The following is an 18,028-nucleotide window of genomic DNA, read 5'->3' on the forward strand; positions in this document are numbered from 1 at the left end:
CCATGGATCCGGTGGTGTTGACGCCCGATCAGGATGGGGCGCTGCGGTGGCCGGGTATGGGAGAGTAAACCACATATTTAGAGGAGTAAGCCTTGGGATGATTCTCAGGGCTTTTATTGTGCGCACAATGCGCAGAAAGGAATGTTTTTTTATGAAACTGAGACTTGTTAAACAGGGAGATTTCTTGGGAACGAAGTGTGATTTTTATACAGATGAAAGCGGAAACATTTTTATGAGTAGGACACAGGTGGGATATGCTTTACAGTATAGGCAACCTCAGCATGCAATCCTGATGGTACATCAAAGACATAAAGATAGGCTGGATAAATTTTCTATCGAAGTAAAGGGGTCACAGTTTGATACCCCTTATTTTAACAAGGACAAATCAGCCTCCGTTTGGATGTATAAAGAGCGCGGAATATATGAGGTATGCCGTTGGTCCAATCAGAAGGTGGCCGATGATTTCAACGATTGGGTGTATGATGTTATTCTCTCTATCAAGGAGAACGGCTATTACATAGCATCCGAAAAAGACGAGAAGTGGCTGGGCATCCGACAGGAGACAAAGGAAGTGCGAAAGGCTGAGACAGATCAGATAAAACTGTTTGTGGAGTATGCCCGAAAGCAGGGAAGCCAGCACGCGGATCGATACTATGTGCTACTGACGAAGCTTATTAACAATAGGCTGGGCATAGAGAGCGGTGGCCGGGATGAGGCAGACCAAAGAATGCTGATGCATCTAAAGTCTCTGGAAACGGTGGTAGAGCTGCACCTGACCACGCTGATGACGGAGGGGCTACCGTATAAGGAAGTGTACCAGGGCGTGAAGAGGTTCATTGAAGCGCTATAGAGCTAAGAGATAGGCGGGCGCCCGGATGTAGGGGGTAACAGAGGAGATGGGCCTAGCCCATAGGACCAGACCCATCCATATATAAAATATTTGAGGGGATGTAGATGATGTACATCTGCAAAAACATTATATCGACTAAATATGGACAAAGTATGAACAGGGAAAGTCGGTCCAGATGAACAGAGTCTGCCTTTTGAAATGTCCATAAAAATATCTTTGGTAACGAAAAACGCCTCTTGGCGCCCCACCCTACAGCTGACGACATTACATTCCGCTTAAACGTTAATTTGGTTACTCAAGTATATGCGTGAACTGAATAGAAATTGAAATAAGAAAAAATGAATGGGGAAAAATCCCGAAAAAAGCGTTTATATATAAAAATGGTGGGGAGGCATAAAGTCATGATTGAGGGAGCTTATGTACAATATCAGTCTGTCAGGGCAGCGGAGGACATGTTTAGCGAAATGAGATTACTCATAAATGAGATTACAATGAGGAATGTCCATTTCATTAGTGATGAAACTGCCGCTACTGTTTTGGAGCTGGCTCTTAAGATAGAGGAGGTGGAAGGCGAAGCGTAAGGAAAGGAGGCGCTAGAGATGTGGTGCCTGTTCCAGAAAAGAGGAGGGCCAGCAATGTCATGTTGGCCCTTAAAGAAGTGTATGAAAAGCACGAATGCTACATACGTAATCAATATAATAAAATATTATGAATAAAGTATGAACAAATAAAAGGGACCTGACAAAATGCCAGGTCCTGAATGTAGGAAAGTACGTGGACAGCGAGCATAGCTGTCCTCATATAAGTAAAGTTATCAATCAAATATGGATAGAATATGAACAAAGAATAAATAAAGGATAAAATGTTAGTGCGGAGCTGGGTGAGCGGTTCCGCCTAAATGATGGCCGACACTTGGAAAACGTAGCAATTATATAAATTTAAGTTAGACAGCTATTAGCAACAAATCTTTTAAAAACTACGTAAAAACGTAGGTCTATACATGCACTCTGCGTGTAAACAACCCATACTATATTTAGATTTACAACCACATAATTTGATTATCTGTAACGGCACGGTAAAACTAATCGATTTTGACCATGCTGCAAGCTGCCTGGATGCAAACCAGGAGGAGCAGCGTTACGGTACGGTGGGATGCGCTGCTCCCGAACAATATACATCTGACGGGATATTAGATCAAAGGACTGATGTCTATGCCATTGGTGCAGTCCTCCGTTTTATGCTGACCGGAACCCTGAAGCAGGGAGTATTTGCACCCCAAATAGTTACAGAACCGTTACAAAGTATAATTGAAAAATGTATGGAGCCTAATATGGACAGGCGGTATGAAAGCGCTAAGGAACTGAATTCAGTCCTGCGCCGCCTGTGTATCAGGGAATTGACCGTTAACAACGATCACAGGGCAGGTCCATCTCTTATTATAAACCTGGCGGGCGTGAGACCCGGAGCGGGTATTACCCATCTGTCATTGGGGCTGCTGCATTTTCTGACAATACAGGGCTATGAAGTACTGTACGAAGAGCATAACCGGTCCCAGGCAGTGCGGACATTGGCCCGGCAGGTGAATGCACGGCCGGACAGGCGGGGGATTTATTCAGTGAACGGCTGTTTTATGAAGCCATGGTACGGTCCGGCGGTCCGTTTGGAGGAGCCCCTTGATTTTTCTGTAGTGCTGAGGGACTATGGGACAGATTGGAAGCTCCTTTTGGAGGAATCCGCCCGGGATCATGTCCTTGTCACCGCGGTCACAGACAGTGCCTGGGAAGCATGTTATATACAAAGGGCTGTCTCGGCACTGATGGACCAGCAGGACCTTTATAAGGGCAAAAAGGCGGTTTTTATATTCCGCCATGCAGGACAGGGGTATTCGGGGAGAAGGTTTCACATCCGGGATTGGAACGGTCTGCTCAAACAGTCTTTGTTATACAGATCACCGGAATATAGGGATCCTTTCAGCCGGGACAGGAGTACCCAGCTGTTTTTCAGATCCTTATGGGACGGCATATCCGGCGAAGCCGGAACGGAGCGGAGCAAAAGGGGCTGGTTAAAGGGATGGGACACTGCAAAAGGGGCCGTTTTAAGGGCGGCCGGAACCCTGAGGCCAGATGCAGGATCATCGGGATCATCGGAGCGGGAAGGGGAACGGGGGTAACCCACCTCAGTGTGCTGGCAGCTAATTATCTGTCCAGCTCCCTGCAGCGCAGGACTGCAGTCATTGAGTGGAACGATCATGGAAGCTTTTTCCAGATAAAAGCCACGTTCAGGGACAGCTTGGAAAAAAGGGCGGGTTCTGCGGATTACGGATACAAAATTTTCGGGGTTGCATATTATATGCAGGGAGACCCGCGTGTACTGGCCCGCTGTATGGACGGTTCCTATGATGACATTGTCATTGACTTTGGTGAAATGAGGGCCTCCATCAGGGCGGAATGGCTCAGATGCACGGTAAAGATCATAACAGCATCCCTGAGTGAGTGGAAGCTGAAGGCATTTATGGAACTTTTGACAGAGGAAGATGAACGCAGAACGGGATGGATATATACGGCTGCGTTTGGCAGTGAGGACATCAGAAGAGAAATTGAAAGGCAGTTTCATATTCTTTTGAAGAGAGTACCTCTTTCAGTGGATGCATTTTCAGTGGACTACAGGGTGATGGAGTGGTTTGGGGGAATTTTGTGAATGAGAAAGCAGAGGCGGCGTTTTGCCAAAAACGGAGATATGTCACGGATACTTCTTTGAGGGGCAGAAGCTGGCTTATGCAGTTTTAGGAGGGTTTACTTTATGGCGAGAAGTATTGAATACGCTGACCATAAGAAGCACCAGAGGACTTATCTGGACGGACTGAAACGATATAAAAACAAAGGGGTCCGCATTATAATTGACGGGGAAGAATGCCCGGAGTCAGATTGGGAACGCATATTTGAAATGGGGGAAGACGGCGGATTCTATATGGGAGACTATGTGGGCGCTGAACAGGGATGCCTTAGGGAGATCCGGTTTGACAAGGTATACCTTTGCGACCCTCCTAAAAAGAAAAGGAAAGAGTAGGAAAAATTAGCTTAATAAAAGGGAGTTTTTATGGGCGTGCTGCCGGAAGTACCATTCCAGCCTGTGCAGCCAAAGCAGGCAGTGCGCCCGTGATGCTCCTGAGATAAACACGCCCCGGCATACTCTGGGGCGTGGCCTGGTAAATGACCATAAATTGTAAGCAATTAAATGTCCCAATCCTATTGTTTTGTGGTAGAATAAAAACAATCATAGGATACTGGAGGACAGGATGAGCAGAAGAAAAAAAGGTCACGGCTGCGGGATTACAGTGTTGGTCCTGCTGCTGCTTTTTATACTGGCAGGCGGGGCCGCCGGATGGATTTATGTTAAGAAATACATGCCAAGCAGTGAACTGTCTGATAAGGCCAAGGTATTTGGTATTAAAAGCGGGCAGGTGGCATTGCTTTTAGATAATGAACTGCAGGAAGAAAAGGGAATTTACGAGGACGGTCAGGTATACCTGCCGGTGGATTGGGTGAACCAGCACCTGAACCAGCGTTTTTACTGGGACGAGGGAGAAAAGCTGCTGGTTTATACGCTGCCGGAGTCCATTGTATATGCGGATGAAAGTACACAGGGGGAAAAGGGACCTCTGTTTAAGGTGACGGACCAGGGGATGTATTTATCCCTGGGACTGGTGGTAAATTATACGGATATCCGTACCCAGTCCTTTGCCACAAGCCAGATCAAGCGGGTGTTTATCGATACCATATGGGAGCCCTATGACACTGCTGTCATAAAGAAGACAGGGCGGGTCCGGGAAAAGGGCGGGGTTAAAAGCCCGATCCTCACAGAACTGTCCCAGGGAGAGTCCGTGGATGTTCTGGAGCCCATGGAAAAATGGTCCAGAGTGAGGACCGGAGACGGTTATATTGGCTATATTGAGAACAGAAAACTGGAGGCGGGAGAGCAGGTGATGCCTGAGAGCCTGTTTGAAGCCCCTGTATATACCAGCATTTCCATGGATGAAAAGGTCCGGTTGGGATTCCATCAGGTGACACGCCAGGAGGCTAACAGCACACTGGAAAGCTACGCGGGTGTCACAAAGGACATGAATGTGATCGTCCCCACCTGGTTTAATGTGGTATCCAGCGATGGGACCTATAATTCCCTGGCAAGTAAGGAATATGTAGAGAAGGCACATGACATGGGGCTTAAAGTATGGGCCATGGTGGAGAATGTGAGTACGGAGGAAAGTGTAAAAAACCTTAATACCAAGACTCTTATGTCCTCAACCAGCACAAGAAAGAAACTGATCGCCAATCTCATGCAGGAAGCTGAAACATATGGCTTTGACGGTTTTAATCTGGACTTTGAAAGCCTGAAGGCAGAGGCCGGTCCCCATTACGTGCAGTTTATCAGGGAACTGTCCGTGTCCTGCCGCCAGAAGGGGCTGGTACTGTCTGTGGATAATTATGTTCCATCCTCCTACACTGCTTTTTACAACAGGCGTGAGCAGGGAATCGTGGCGGATTATGTGATTGTGATGGGATATGATGAACACTATGCCGGCGGGGAGGCAGGAACTGTTTCCTCCATTTCCTATGTAAAGGACGGAATAGAGAACACGCTAAAGGAAGTTCCAAAGGAAAAGGTGATCAATGCTGTTCCCTTTTATACCAGGGTATGGACGGTGAATGACGGAAAGACCACATCCAAGGCCTATGGCATCAAGGATGCGCAGCAGTGGGTCAAGGACAACAATGTGGAATTGACCTGGGATGACAGCCTGGGACAATATTATGGAAGCGCGGTGAACAGCAGCGGTGAACAGCTGATATGGATGGAGGAGAATGAATCCATGAAGCTTAAGATCGACTTGATCAGGGAATATGACCTGGCAGGAGTGGCCTGCTGGAAGCTGGGATTTGAGACACCGGAAATATGGGACATTGTGTCCACGGTAAAATAGACGTAAAACCGGGGGATGGATATGAGAAGTAAGAAGTGGATGATCGGAATTGCCATGGCAGCCGGCATAAGCGCTGCAGCAGCCGGATGCGGCAGGGAGGCGGCAGTGGAGGAAAGCGCACGGCCCTCGGTGAGCCGGACAGAGGAACCCTCATCTGAGGAACAGACACAAAAGCCCACCTCCCCTCAGCCCTCTGAGATAGAGCCATTTCCAGGCGCTGAGAAGGAGACAAAGGCGGAACCGTTAAAAGGCGGAAAACGAATCGTGGTGATGACTGATATCCACTATCTGGCTCAGTCCCTGACCGATCAGGGGGATATGTTCCGGTCTATGGTGGAGCATGGGGACGGCAAGCTTACCAATTATGTGTGGGAGATCACAGATGCAGCGTTTGAGGAAATCCAGCTGCTGAATCCCGATGTGCTGATCATAAGCGGAGATCTGACGCTCCAAGGGGAAAAGAAGAGCCATGAGGAGCTGGCGGAAAAGCTGGAACAGGTGGAGAATGCCGGTATTACCGTGGTGGTCATTCCGGGAAACCATGATATTAATAATCCCAGTGCGGCCGTGTACTCTGGTTCGGACCGTTTTCCGGCAGAGCCCACTACACCGAATGATTTTGTAAGGATATATGACGAATACGGCTACGCGGAAGCGAACAGCCGGGATCCTAATTCACTGAGTTACACTTATGACCTGGGGCCTGCCATGCGCCTGCTGATGCTGGACACCTGCCAGTATGAGCCGCGCAACCGGGTGGGCGGTATGATAAAAACAGAAACCTATGAGTGGATAGACCGACAACTGGAGGATGCCCGGGATGACGGGGTGATATTGCTTCCTGTGGCACATCATAACCTGCTGGAGGAAAGTAAGGTGTATGTGGATGACTGCACTATTGAGCACAGTGAGGAACTGATCCAAAAGCTGGAGGGTGAGAATATCCCTCTGTTCCTCAGCGGGCACCTTCACGTACAGCATTATATGCAGAATAATGACATTGGGATCTATGAGATCGTCACCAGCTCCATGAGCACCCCGCCCTGTCAGTACGGGGTGCTGGAATACATGGAGGATGAATCATTTTCCTACCATACAAACCAGGTCAATATTGAGAAGTGGGCCAGGAAGCACAGGAGTACGGATGAAAATCTGCTGAATTTTAATACATACTGTCCTCCTACTCTGAACCGGATCTTCTATAATCAGGCATATGATGCCATGAAGGATTCGGCGGAGGAGGAGACGGGAAGCGTCTATGTCAAGCTGACAGAACCTGAGAAGCAGCAGATGTCCAAAGTCTATGCGGATATCAATGCGGCCTGCTATGCGGGCAAGGCATATGAAGTGGCGGGGCGGACTGTAAAGGAACCAGGATATAAGATGTGGCAGGAATATTGTTATCCCAGCATCCTTTATGAGTATCTGGAATACATTGTGGAGGATGCCGTGAAGGATTATAACAGCCTGGCAGTGGAATAAAACAGGTCTTTTTCTTGTGGATGGGTGAATATACTGGATTAAAGGTTATCAGGGAGCACCCATTGATGAAGCAATCAGCATGGCAGACTGTGATGGGGATCCTGCTGCTTGGAATCGTGGCCCTTATATCGTGGCAGGCCGGGACACTGGTGTCGGTGCAGAACCATAAGGCGGATGCAGACAAGGCGAAGCCGGTGGTGGTCATAGATGCAGGACACGGAGGGAACGATCCTGGCAAGGTGGGAATCAACGGACAGCTGGAAAAAGACATTAACTTAAAGATTGTACAGCGCCTTAAGGAGTATCTGGAGGCAGCCGATGTAAAGGTGGTGCTGACCAGGGATTCGGATCAGGGGCTTTACAACTCCGGCGACAGCCATAAGAAGATGGCGGATATGCGCAGGCGCTGCGAAGTGATTGATGAGGCAAATCCTGACCTGGTGGTGAGCATCCATCAGAACAGTTATCATGAGGAGTATGTGTCCGGCGGCCAGGTCTTTTACTATAAAACCTCAGAAAAAGGAAAATATCTGGCGGAACTTCTACAAAAAAGGTTTGATTATGTGCTGGGAGAAGCCAACAAACGATTGGCCAAGGCCAATGATAATTATTATCTTCTTCTTCACGTAAAGGCGCCCATTGTCATAGTGGAGTGCGGTTTCCTCAGCAACAGCAAGGAAGCGGCCCGCCTGGAAGAGGAGGATTACCAGGACAGGATGGCCTGGACCATCCACATGGGAATCCTTCAGTACCTGAACACGGTGGGGAACCAGACCGCCAAGCAGTAAGGCCAGCGCCAAAACGGAATAAGACAGGAAGCTGTTCGTCATATGAGAATCCCGGATTCTCATTTGACGAACATTTTTTATAGGCACAGCAGGGCCGTACACAGGGGGATGTAAATAAAAGCAATGCCTTGCTATTATGTGCCCAGCCACATATAATGAAAACAGGATGAGCGCAAAAGAACCAATGTGTTGGAAGGTTTAAAATGGAGGAGATATGGATCAGGATACGGGAAGTAAGATAACCGGAAGTAAGATAAGTGGAAGTAAGATAACCAGAAGTAAGGTAACAGAAGAAGAGACATGCCTGTGCCCGGATGTAAAGGAGTCACTGGTAGGTGCGGAAGGAGCCATCCATCTGGTTCCCATGAACCATGTGGGCGGATATGATGTACGGCCGGGCTTTTATGATATTTACGGAGCCACGGCAATTCCCGGGGGTGTGAATTTTACCATCCATTCCCACGCTGCCACCGGGGTGGAGCTTTTGTTATTCAGGCGGACCGAGGATGAGCCGTATGCCGTGCTGCCATTTCCGGAGCATTACAGAATCGGCAATGTCTACTCCATGATCGTATTCAAGCTGGACATTGGGGAGTTTGAGTACGCTTATCGGGTGGCTGGACCCTGGGAGCCGGAAAAGGGGCTGATCTTTGACCCATCCAAATACCTGCTGGACCCATATGCAAAAGCAGTAACCGGACAGAGCCTTTGGGGTCAGCCTTCAACTCTGGGCCAGCGTTACAAGGCCCGGGTGGTAAAGGATGACTTTGACTGGGGTGATAACCCCCAGCCGCTGATCCCCATGCAGGACCTGATCATATACGAGCTTCATGTGAGGGGGTATACAAAGCATGGGTCATCAGGCGTAAGATTTCCGGGCACATTTGAGGGGCTTAAGGAGAAAATCCCCTATCTGGTGGAATTGGGGGTCAATGCAGTGGAGCTGATGCCCATATTTGAGTTTGATGAAATGTTGGATTACAGGGAGATTAATGGGGAAAAATTGTACAATTACTGGGGATACAATACGGTCAGCTTCTTTTCACCCAATACCAGCTATACTGCCAGCAAGGAGTATAACCGGGAGGGAAATGAACTGAAGCGTCTGATCCACCTGCTTAATACCCATGGAATCGAGGTGTATCTGGACGTGGTGTTTAACCATACCGCGGAGGGAAATGAGAACGGACCTTATTTTTCATTTAAGGGGTTTGACAATAACATCTATTATATGCTTACACCGGAAGGGTTTTATTATAATTTCAGCGGGTGCGGCAACACTCTCAACTGCAACCATCCCATTGTACAACAGCTGATCGTCAGCTGCCTGCGCTATTGGGTAACAGCCTACCGGGTGGATGGATTCCGATTTGACCTGGCTTCCATTCTGGGACGCAATGAGGACGGCTCGCCCATGGATAAGCCTCCCCTTCTCCAACAGCTGGCCTTTGACCCCATACTGGGAAATGTCAAGCTGATAGCTGAGGCATGGGATGCAGGCGGCCTGTATCAGGTGGGAAATTTTCCTTCCTGGAACCGGTGGGCGGAGTGGAACGGGCGTTATAGGGATGACATGCGGCGGTATCTGAAGGGGGACGAGGGGATGGCCCAGGCAGCGGCCCTGCGCATAGCCGGATCCGGTGATATATATGAACCCTCTGTCCGGGAGAATGCTTCCGTCAATTTTATTACCTGCCATGACGGGTTTACACTGTATGATCTATATTCCTATAATGAAAAGCACAATGAGAGCAACGGATGGGACAACACGGATGGAAGCAATGACAATCACAGCTGGAACTGCGGGACGGAAGGGGAGACCAAGAATGAGGCGGTAAATGCCCTGCGCCGGCGGATGATACGCAATGCCTGCGCGATCCTGATGTGCAGCAGGGGGATACCCATGTTTCTGGCAGGAGATGAATTTGGAAATACCCAGTTTGGCAACAACAATCCTTACTGCCATGACGATGAGGTGTCCTGGCTGGATTGGAGCCTGCTGGATAAGAACTGGGACATATTCCGGTTTTTCCAGTTTATGATCCATTTCAGGAAGGAGCATCCGGTTCTGCGGTCCAATATAAGCGATGGGTTTGGCGGGCTTCCCGATATCAGTTTTCACGGTACAAGTCCATGGATTAAGGAGTTTTCCAGCTATGACAGATATATTGGTGTGATGATGGCGGGACAGATTGAGGGGAAGGCGCCGGAGGCTGTCTATATCGCCAGCAATGCGTATTGGGAACAGCTGGATGTGGTGCTTCCTGAGCTTCCGGAGAGCATGGAGTGGTCACTGGAGGTCAGTACCTGGGAGAATGACAGCAGGGAAGGAAAGCCTGTGGAAAGCTCTTTTGTGATACCTCCCAGGACCGTGATGGTATTTTGCGGGAAAATATAAGAAAAACTCCACATAAAACTTGATGGGGGAAGAGTAAATGGTTGAAAAAAGCGGCTTTACCAGAGATAATCCTTAAGACAAAGAACGCCCCGGTTTGCGGCATATTTGGTCCCGGTTCAGTCAGCGTAGACCACTACGCTAACTGAACCGGGGCCCGCTACGCTGGCTGCACCGGGACCAAAATTTCCCGTAAAGTGTGACGCACATCTGGCGAATAGTATCTGACGAACAGCATTTTACAAACACGTTCTAGTACTTTTCTGTCCGGGGGTATGAAGCCGGTTTCATAGGGGTTATACTGTACATAAAAAACAGCGGACCCTCTCTTCAAAGGCTTCCGCTGTAAATAAAAAGAGCGCGAGACGGGATTCGAACCCGCGACCCTCGCCTTGGCAAGGCGATACTCCACCACTGAGCCACTCGCGCATTATAACAGATATTTGATTAAAAAGCAGGTGATGGGAATCGAACCCACGTATCTAGCTTGGAAGGCTAGTGTTCTACCATTGAACTACACCTGCAATCTGCTGAATGCTTCTCAGCAGTGCCCAGAGCCGGAATCGAACCAGCGACACGAGGATTTTCAGTCCTCTGCTCTACCAACTGAGCTATCTGGGCATCGGTCTGCATAAAAACGCTGTAATTGCGTTGTTTCATCATGCCGACAACGCTAATATTTTACCTAGTTTTTGCTCAGTTGTCAAGAGATTTTTGAATTATTTTTATGAGTATTGAACGATTATTCAATTAATATTTTTTTCAGTCCTAATTTACACGTATTCCTTCCTGCCGCTGGCATCTGCAATTTCTTCCTCTTCCCGGTATTTTGCAACGGTCCTGCGTGAGATGGTAATGCCGCGCTCGCCCAGCTTTTCCCCCAGCAGGCGGTCACTGTAGGGCTTTTTTTTGTCCTCGGCATCTATGATCTCCCGAAGGGCCCGTTTGATATCCGCGGCAGTAACTGCCTGGGAGGACTGGGAGCCGGAAGCATTTTCCTGGACCGAAACCTGGCGGGAGAAGAAAAAGTTCATGGGATACACGCCCCAGGAACACTGTAGGTACTTTTTGCTTACAGCCCGGCTGACGGTGGACTCGTGGATATCCAGCTCCTGGGCAATGTCTGCCAGCTTCAGGGGAGCCAGGTGGGAGGGGCCGTAGGTGAAAAATCCTTCCTGGTGTTCCAGCAGGGCTTTGGACACCTGCATCAGGGTCTTGCCTCTCTGTGCCACGCACTGTTTCACCCATTCCGCCTGACGGATCTTGTTGCTCAGGTATTCCTTCAGCTCCGGGGAATCGGGGTTGCGGTTCATCTGACTGTAGTAACTGTTAACTTCTATATTAGGATACATGGATTCATTGAGAAGAATATCAAAGTGTTCCTTAAACTTTACAATGGTCACGTCCGGTATGATATACCTGAGTTTTTCCCTGCTGCTAAAGGAGACCCCGGGCTTGGGATTCAGGGATTTGATGATCTGGCAGTATCCGGCTGCCTCAGCAGGGGACAGGCGCAGTTTGCGTGCAATGGCGGGAATCTGGTTTTTTGCCACCATTTCCAGACAGTTATCAATAATGGCGGCCAGAATGGGAGTGAGCATCTCCCTTCGCTCCAGCTGAAGAGTAAGACACTCTTCCAGGTTCCTGGCGCACACCCCTGCGGGATCCAGTTCCTGTAAGGAGTACAGAAGCTTTTCTACCAGTGCGGCATCGGCCTTAAAATATGCGGCGATATCATCCGTGCTTTCGCTGAGATATCCTTTGTTATCCAGGGATTCCAGCATAAACTTTATGATCTCGGTCTCCTGTTGGGAAAAATCCTCTGTGACCAGCTGTGACCAGAGGTAATCCTGGAGTGTCTCACCGTCATCCGTGTTGATATTCCAGTTGCTCTTGAAATCGTAGTCATCATCATTATTCTGTCTCTGATAAAGATAGTAGTTTTCCTCATTGAAGGAGTTAAGCCACTGCTGTTCCTCGATGGACTCCCTCTGCTGGGTTTCGGCAGGAGGTTCCACAATATCGATTACGGGATTTTCCAGTGCCAGATCATTAATATATGTATTCAGCTCCTGGGATGTCATCTGAAGAATTTCTGCCGACTGTATCATACGCTGAGACAGTGCCTGAGTCTGTTTCACCTGCAGTTTTAAATCCATAGTACTTCCTTCTTTCATCATCAGTCCAATGTTTTTTTGCCCATACAATTATAACACAGAAGGCCGGCAAGTACAATCAGGGACTTGGACGGATTCCCCATTTGATTTCTTGCTTTTGATTCCCTGCTTAACGTCTCGGTCTTGTGGGAAAGGGGGTGGGCGTGGTATAATGTCCACTGAGGGTAGGCAATGAGCAGTGAGATAGAATATACTCCCAAAACCAATCCAGGAGGACCCGTTTCATATGCTGTTTAGCTCCATGATATTTTTATGGCTGTTTCTGCCGTTTGTCCTGATCGTAAATCTGATACTTCCCCACAGGATCAGTAACTGGTTCCTCATGGCAGCCAGTTTTATTTTCTATGCCTGGGGGGAGCAGGAATACATATGGCTGCTGCTGGTGTCGCTGCTGGTGAATTTTTACGGCGCCCATATCCTGGGATGCGTTGGCAGTCCCGCTCAGTCCCTGGGCTGCTTATCCCAGAGCCATGTATCCCAGCGCCATGTATTCCAGAACATCCGCCCGTTCTTTTTTGCCCTGCTCCTTGCAGTTAACCTGGGGTTCTTGGGATATTTCAAATATTTTGACTTTTTTACAGGGCTTTTGGGAAGGCTGGCAGGCCGTGAACTCATGGCGCCCAGGAACCTGCTGCTGCCCATCGGCATATCTTTTTACACATTCCAAATGATATCCTATATCGTTGATGTATACAGGGGCGACATTGAGCCGGAGAAAAAACTGTCCCATTTGGCGCTTTACATTTCTTTTTTTCCGAAAATGATCCAGGGCCCCATTGTGCGGTATCGGGGTTTTGGCGCATGCATAGAGACGCGTCATGTCACGCCGGAGACATTTGCCTACGGCGCCAGACGCTTTATCTACGGGCTGGCTAAAAAGCTGATCCTTGCCAATCAGTTCGGCAGTATCGTGGACAAGGTGTTGTCGAGCCCCATGGAGCAGATCAGCGGCGGTCTGGGCTGGTATATAGGGGTTCTCTACACCCTGCAGATTTATTATGATTTTTCAGGCTATTCAGATATGGCTGTGGGCATAGGGAAAATGCTGGGCTTTTATATTCCGGAAAATTTCAATTATCCATACCTTGCAAGGAATGTGGGGGAGTTCTGGCGCCGGTGGCACATTTCCCTGTCCTCCTGGTTTAAGGACTATCTCTATATACCCCTGGGAGGAAGCCGAAGGGGAAGGGCACGCACCTGTGTGAACCTGATGGCAGTGTTTCTCTGTACGGGATTCTGGCATGGGGCCGGCCTGTCCTTTCTTGCATGGGGGATCTATTATGGATGCCTGCAGATATTGGAACGCCTGTTTTTAAAAAAGTTCCTGGACCGGTTTCCGGGATTCTTTTCTTCTGTGATAAGCTATATTTATATGTTCTTTGTCACTGTGGTTGGATGGACCATGTTCCGTGCGGATTCTCTGACCAGGGGCATGACCCTTTTGCGTCAGATGTTTTTCTTAAAGCCCGGGATATATGACCTGTCCATGTTTGTCACCCATAAGACAACGGTATGTATGATGGTCGGTTTTCTGATCTGCGGCCCGGTGCAGAAAATGCTGCCCGGACTGGCCCGGCATATGCTGGATGAAGACAGCGTTTCCCTGACGGAAAGCATGGGGCTTATCCTGCTGTTTGCCTATAGTATGGCCGTGGCTGTGGGAAGTACATATAATCCGTTTATATACTTCAGATTCTAGGAAGGGGGCGCCGGATGAATAAACGTACAAAAGCATACATATTTGCAGCCATGTTCATGGGGATGATGGTGCTGCCCCGGCTTTTGTTCATTCCCCTGAAGGACTATGTTGACACGGAGAATTATGAAAACAGGGTCTACCAGGAAAAGCCTGTTCTTAGGGTCCGTGGAATAAAGACGTATCCGGGGTTGTATGACGCCTATTTTAATGACCACCTGGCTTTTAAGAATCCGCTGGTGGCATTTGTAAAGCTGGCGGATATCCGCGTATTCGGGGAGGTATCCTCAGATGCCGTACTGATGGGACAGGACGATTGGATGTTCTATAAGCTTAAGAACGAGAATGAGGACAGCCTGGCTGATTATCAGGGAACAAACCGGTATCCGGAAGAGAAGCTGGAGTGTTTTGCCCGGCTTTTGGAACAGGCGGACCATCATCTTGCCTCCAGGGACATAAAACTTATATTGTATATTGTGCCAAACAAAGAGCAGGTGTATAGTGAGTATATGCCTTCCGGCATAAAGGTTGTAAATGAGGAGTCCAAGGCGGACAGGCTGTTTGAATATCTGCGGGATCATACGGATGCGGACGTGTACTATCCTCTGGAGGAGTTTAAGAGGGCAAAGGATGACTGGTGTCAGATATACCGCAAGTATGATACTCATTGGAATGATATGGGGGCATTTCTGGCATCCCAGATGGTGATCAGAGATATTGACAATGAGAAATTCGGCCCTGAGTCCTATATGGAGTACCCCATTGAGAACAGGGGATCCTTTAGCGGGGATCTGGCCGTTATGCTGAACCTGCAGAACTATTATGATGACGATCCGTTTCTGAAGGTGGGAGGATACCGGGACGATATAACCATTTCCATGGATTATGAAAATGAAAGGGGCACCGTGACCCACTATTCATCAGATGTTCAGGATGACACCAGGAAAATATTGATCTGCCGTGATTCCTTCGGCGTCCATATGGCAGAATATTTTGCAAAGAATTACCCGGATGTGACCTTGCTGGATTACCGCACCGAGGATTGCGGGGCGGCAGTGATGGACCGGAAACCGGATGTGGTGGTGATAGAGGCCGCGGAACGGTATACGGATTATATGTTTGGGCTGCTGGACCAGCTGGCCGGTATATAGTGGGATCAGAGCAAAGAATGTGCATTGTGTTAAAAAAAGGAGGATTTTAACGATGAGATACAGGACAATGAGATTTGATAACGGAGAGGACAGGGTATCATTTCTGGGATTCGGATGTATGCGTTTTCCGAAGACAGAGGATGGGAGGATCGATGAGGCGCAGGCCGCGAAGATGCTGGACACTGCCATAAAAGCAGGAGTGAATTACATCGATACCGCATATCCCTACCATGACGGAGCCAGTGAGCCGTTTGTGGGCCGCGTGCTGTCAGGATATCCCAGGGATCAATTCTTTTTGGCCACCAAGCTACCTGTGTGGAAAGCAGATTCAGCCCAGGACGCCCAGGAGTTATTCGAGGAACAGCTGAACCGTCTCCAGGTGAAATATGTGGATTATTACCTTCTCCATGCCCTGAACAGGGAGCGGTGGGACAAGCTGGTCCGCTCCGATATCATTCCGTGGGCAGAGCAGTTAAAGAGGGAAGGGAAGATCCGCCATCTGGGATTTTCATTCCATGATGATTATGAAATGTTCCGGGAAATCATTACCTACAAACAGTGGGATTTCTGTCAGATCCAGTACAATTATATGGACAGGGATGTCCAGGCCGGGGACAGGGGCTATGCGCTGGCGGAGAAGATGGGGGTCCCCATGATCGTTATGGAGCCGGTTAAGGGAGGCACCCTTGCGAATCTTCCGAAAGAGGCGGAGGACGTGTTCCGGGCCGCAGACCCGGATGCCACCTGCGCATCATGGGCCCTGCGCTGGGTGGGGAGCCGTCCCAATGTTAAAGTCATCCTGAGCGGCATGTCATCCCCGGAACAGGTGGAGGACAATTTAAGGTCATTCAGTCCCTTTGTGCCTTTGGATGAAGAGGAAGAACAGGTGGTGAGCCAGGCTGCCCAGGCGATCCGAAGCCGGATCAAGAACAGCTGTACGGCTTGCCGTTACTGCATGCCCTGCCCTGCGGGGGTGGATATTCCCGGAAATTTTGCCATTTGGAATGAAGGAAGCATGTATGACATTGAAGAAAAGGCAAGAAAAGCATTCAGAGAAAAGCAGGAAGCAGGCGCAGGCGCTGAAGCGTGCATTAAGTGCGGAAAGTGCGAGTCGGTCTGTCCCCAGGGGATCCATATAAGGAAAGATCTGGAAACGCTGGCCGGGGAGCTTGGGATGGACCGGGTGAAGGAGGAAGCGCCAAAGGAAGTAGATCCCTGTCTTAAGATCAGGTGATGCGGAAACAATCGAAAATAGAACATAATAAGAAACGGAGCCGCTGCAGCAACAGGCTCCGTTTTGTCAATCCGCTGTAAGCGGATCAGTGATTCTATTGTTGCCGGCCTTTTAATTAGCCAGGAATCCTTTCCCGATAATTTCGCTGGAATTGGAGATCAGCATAAAGGCGGTTGGTTCAATGCCGCGTATATAATTTCGCAGCTTCAGGGCCTGGCTTCTCTTCATGGTGGTCATGATAACTGTCTTTTCGTTGTGGGAAAATGCTCCCTGGGCGTGGTAGACCGTGGCGCTTCTGTGAAGGGTGTTGATGATATAGTCACAGATCGGCTCCGGGTTGTCACAGATAATGTTAAAGCATTTGCACAGGTTCAGGTTCTGGATCACATCATCAATGACAAGGGACTTGGCAGCGAGTCCAATGGTAGAGAACAGTCCTGTCTCCGGTCCGAACACAAAGAATGAGGATGCCACTGCTGCCACATCCACCAGCATCAGGACCGTGCCTATGTTCAGGCTGGTATGCTTTTTTAAGATCATGGCTATGATATCCGTACCTCCGCTGGACGCCCCCAGGTTAAAGAGAATGGCAGTGCCCACTGCGGGGAGGAAGATAGCAAACATAAGCTCCAGCAGAGGTTCGTCAGTCAGAGGCCGCGCCAGCGGGCAGACACGTTCCAGGAGGGATAAGGTAAAGGACATAAGCATGCTTGCGTAAACGGTCTTAATGCCGAATCCTTTTCCCAAAAACATAAATCCAAGCAGCAGTAAAAGCGTATTCACAATGGATGTGAAATCGCCGGCAGACCACCTGGTAACCTCGCTGACCACAGTGGAAAAACCGGTCACTCCTCCAAAGGCAAAATGATTGGGAAACTTAAAAAAGTAAATGCCCACCACCATGATCCAGATACTCAAAGTTATGACACCATACTCGGCGGCTGTGCGCCGGAATGGATTTTTTATTTCTTTCATAATCCCTGCTTTCCGGTTGGAAAGCTTACCCCCTTTGCAGCCCGGGGCTGCATTGTTATTATCATTTCAATGTTACATTTCAACCATATAATAATCGCAAAATGTTACAAGTGCAATCACCTTTTTTGCTGAAACAAGTACAATGCAGGGGCTGTGGAAAGACGTTGAAAATTGAGGGAAATAAAAAATGGTAAATAAAGACAAAACACAGTATTTTGGGTATTTATGTAAAAATACGGCTTGTAACCACAAGATATATGGTTTATAATGGGTTTCGTGACCGTAAGGTCAGTACTGCGCTG

The 18,028-nt window shown here is 48.8% G+C and carries 14 protein-coding genes and 3 tRNA genes; 12 read left to right on the forward strand and 5 right to left on the reverse strand.

The window, feature by feature from the left end:
• The 9 genes from CLFS41_RS11740 to glgX all read left to right on the forward strand — a co-directional run.
• Nucleotides 1–850: BRO family protein (locus CLFS41_RS11740; RefSeq protein WP_242856825.1), on the forward strand; the 850-nt coding region annotated here is incomplete at its 5' end.
• A 401-nt stretch (nt 851–1,251) separates the two neighbouring features.
• A complete protein-coding gene (locus CLFS41_RS11745) occupies nt 1,252–1,431 on the forward strand; it encodes a hypothetical protein (protein WP_045092390.1) in 180 nt (59 codons plus the stop codon).
• A gap of 419 nt (nt 1,432–1,850) precedes the next feature.
• The gene (locus tag CLFS41_RS11750) at nt 1,851–3,020 is read left to right on the forward strand and encodes a serine/threonine protein kinase (protein WP_278280063.1); all 1,170 of its coding nucleotides are present in this window, start codon (nt 1,851–1,853) and stop codon (nt 3,018–3,020) included.
• Nucleotides 2,921–3,547, forward strand: a complete 627-nt coding sequence (locus CLFS41_RS11755; RefSeq protein ID WP_227161430.1) for a hypothetical protein — start codon at nt 2,921–2,923, stop codon at nt 3,545–3,547. The genes CLFS41_RS11750 and CLFS41_RS11755 overlap by 100 nt, the downstream gene beginning before the upstream one ends.
• A gap of 102 nt (nt 3,548–3,649) precedes the next feature.
• The gene (locus CLFS41_RS11760; protein ID WP_007865682.1) at nt 3,650–3,916 is read left to right on the forward strand and encodes a hypothetical protein; all 267 of its coding nucleotides are present in this window, start codon (nt 3,650–3,652) and stop codon (nt 3,914–3,916) included.
• Between the two features lie 229 nt (nt 3,917–4,145).
• On the forward strand, nt 4,146–5,828 hold the full coding sequence (locus CLFS41_RS11765; protein ID WP_007865683.1) for a glycosyl hydrolase family 18 protein: 1,683 nt from the start codon (nt 4,146–4,148) through the stop codon (nt 5,826–5,828).
• Between the two features lie 21 nt (nt 5,829–5,849).
• Nucleotides 5,850–7,310, forward strand: coding sequence for a metallophosphoesterase (locus tag CLFS41_RS11770; protein WP_045092391.1), 1,461 nt, complete (start codon nt 5,850–5,852; stop codon nt 7,308–7,310).
• A gap of 65 nt (nt 7,311–7,375) precedes the next feature.
• Nucleotides 7,376–8,098 carry an N-acetylmuramoyl-L-alanine amidase gene (locus CLFS41_RS11775; protein WP_007865688.1) on the forward strand — a complete coding sequence of 241 codons (723 nt, stop codon included), beginning with the start codon at nt 7,376–7,378 and terminating at the stop codon, nt 8,096–8,098.
• A 214-nt stretch (nt 8,099–8,312) separates the two neighbouring features.
• Nucleotides 8,313–10,496, forward strand: a complete 2,184-nt coding sequence (glgX, locus tag CLFS41_RS11780; RefSeq protein WP_152649038.1) for a glycogen debranching protein GlgX — start codon at nt 8,313–8,315, stop codon at nt 10,494–10,496.
• 354 nt (nt 10,497–10,850) lie between these two features.
• Here glgX and CLFS41_RS11785 read toward each other — a convergent pair.
• From CLFS41_RS11785 to rpoN, 4 genes are all read right to left on the reverse strand, one after another.
• Nucleotides 10,851–10,922, reverse strand: a tRNA-Gly gene (locus CLFS41_RS11785).
• A gap of 24 nt (nt 10,923–10,946) precedes the next feature.
• Nucleotides 10,947–11,017: transfer RNA gene (locus CLFS41_RS11790), tRNA-Gly, on the reverse strand.
• Nucleotides 11,018–11,041: 24 nt separating this feature from the next.
• Nucleotides 11,042–11,114, reverse strand: a tRNA-Phe gene (locus tag CLFS41_RS11795).
• Nucleotides 11,115–11,266: 152 nt separating this feature from the next.
• Complete coding sequence (gene rpoN, locus CLFS41_RS11800) at nt 11,267–12,652, reverse strand: RNA polymerase factor sigma-54 (RefSeq protein WP_007865726.1); 1,386 nt, start codon at nt 12,650–12,652, stop codon at nt 11,267–11,269.
• Between the two features lie 244 nt (nt 12,653–12,896).
• On the opposite strand from rpoN, the gene CLFS41_RS11805 reads away from it, so the two are divergent.
• Genes CLFS41_RS11805 through CLFS41_RS11815 form a run of 3 tightly spaced genes read left to right on the forward strand, consistent with a single transcriptional unit; the run spans nt 12,897 to nt 16,751 of the window.
• Nucleotides 12,897–14,369, forward strand: a complete 1,473-nt coding sequence (locus CLFS41_RS11805) for an MBOAT family O-acyltransferase (RefSeq protein ID WP_045092392.1) — start codon at nt 12,897–12,899, stop codon at nt 14,367–14,369.
• 14 nt (nt 14,370–14,383) lie between these two features.
• Nucleotides 14,384–15,517, forward strand: coding sequence for a hypothetical protein (locus CLFS41_RS11810; protein ID WP_007865737.1), 1,134 nt, complete (start codon nt 14,384–14,386; stop codon nt 15,515–15,517).
• Between the two features lie 52 nt (nt 15,518–15,569).
• Nucleotides 15,570–16,751 carry an aldo/keto reductase gene (locus tag CLFS41_RS11815; RefSeq protein ID WP_045092393.1) on the forward strand — a complete coding sequence of 394 codons (1,182 nt, stop codon included), beginning with the start codon at nt 15,570–15,572 and terminating at the stop codon, nt 16,749–16,751.
• Between the two features lie 111 nt (nt 16,752–16,862).
• On the opposite strand, the gene CLFS41_RS11820 is transcribed toward CLFS41_RS11815, so the two are convergent.
• A complete protein-coding gene (locus CLFS41_RS11820; protein WP_007865739.1) occupies nt 16,863–17,726 on the reverse strand; it encodes a YitT family protein in 864 nt (287 codons plus the stop codon).
• Nucleotides 17,727–18,028 lie beyond the last annotated feature (302 nt).

The sequence above is a fragment of the Clostridium sp. FS41 genome, assembly GCF_000954015.1.
Lineage (GTDB): Bacteria > Bacillota > Clostridia > Lachnospirales > Lachnospiraceae > Enterocloster > Enterocloster citroniae.

Coding starts and splice junctions, on each gene's coding strand:
- CLFS41_RS11820 (WP_007865739.1), bottom strand. CDS start 17,726: ATGAAAGAAATAAAAAATCCATTCCGGCGCACAGCCGCCGAGTATGGT.
- CLFS41_RS11810 (WP_007865737.1), top strand. CDS start 14,384: ATGAATAAACGTACAAAAGCATACATATTTGCAGCCATGTTCATGGGG.
- CLFS41_RS11745 (WP_045092390.1), top strand. CDS start 1,252: ATGATTGAGGGAGCTTATGTACAATATCAGTCTGTCAGGGCAGCGGAG.
- CLFS41_RS11760 (WP_007865682.1), top strand. CDS start 3,650: ATGGCGAGAAGTATTGAATACGCTGACCATAAGAAGCACCAGAGGACT.
- CLFS41_RS11805 (WP_045092392.1), top strand. CDS start 12,897: ATGCTGTTTAGCTCCATGATATTTTTATGGCTGTTTCTGCCGTTTGTC.
- CLFS41_RS11815 (WP_045092393.1), top strand. CDS start 15,570: ATGAGATACAGGACAATGAGATTTGATAACGGAGAGGACAGGGTATCA.
- CLFS41_RS11775 (WP_007865688.1), top strand. CDS start 7,376: ATGAAGCAATCAGCATGGCAGACTGTGATGGGGATCCTGCTGCTTGGA.
- CLFS41_RS11755 (WP_227161430.1), top strand. CDS start 2,921: ATGGGACACTGCAAAAGGGGCCGTTTTAAGGGCGGCCGGAACCCTGAG.
- rpoN (WP_007865726.1), bottom strand. CDS start 12,652: ATGGATTTAAAACTGCAGGTGAAACAGACTCAGGCACTGTCTCAGCGT.
- CLFS41_RS11765 (WP_007865683.1), top strand. CDS start 4,146: ATGAGCAGAAGAAAAAAAGGTCACGGCTGCGGGATTACAGTGTTGGTC.
- CLFS41_RS11750 (WP_278280063.1), top strand. CDS start 1,851: ATGCACTCTGCGTGTAAACAACCCATACTATATTTAGATTTACAACCA.
- glgX (WP_152649038.1), top strand. CDS start 8,313: ATGGATCAGGATACGGGAAGTAAGATAACCGGAAGTAAGATAAGTGGA.
- CLFS41_RS11770 (WP_045092391.1), top strand. CDS start 5,850: ATGAGAAGTAAGAAGTGGATGATCGGAATTGCCATGGCAGCCGGCATA.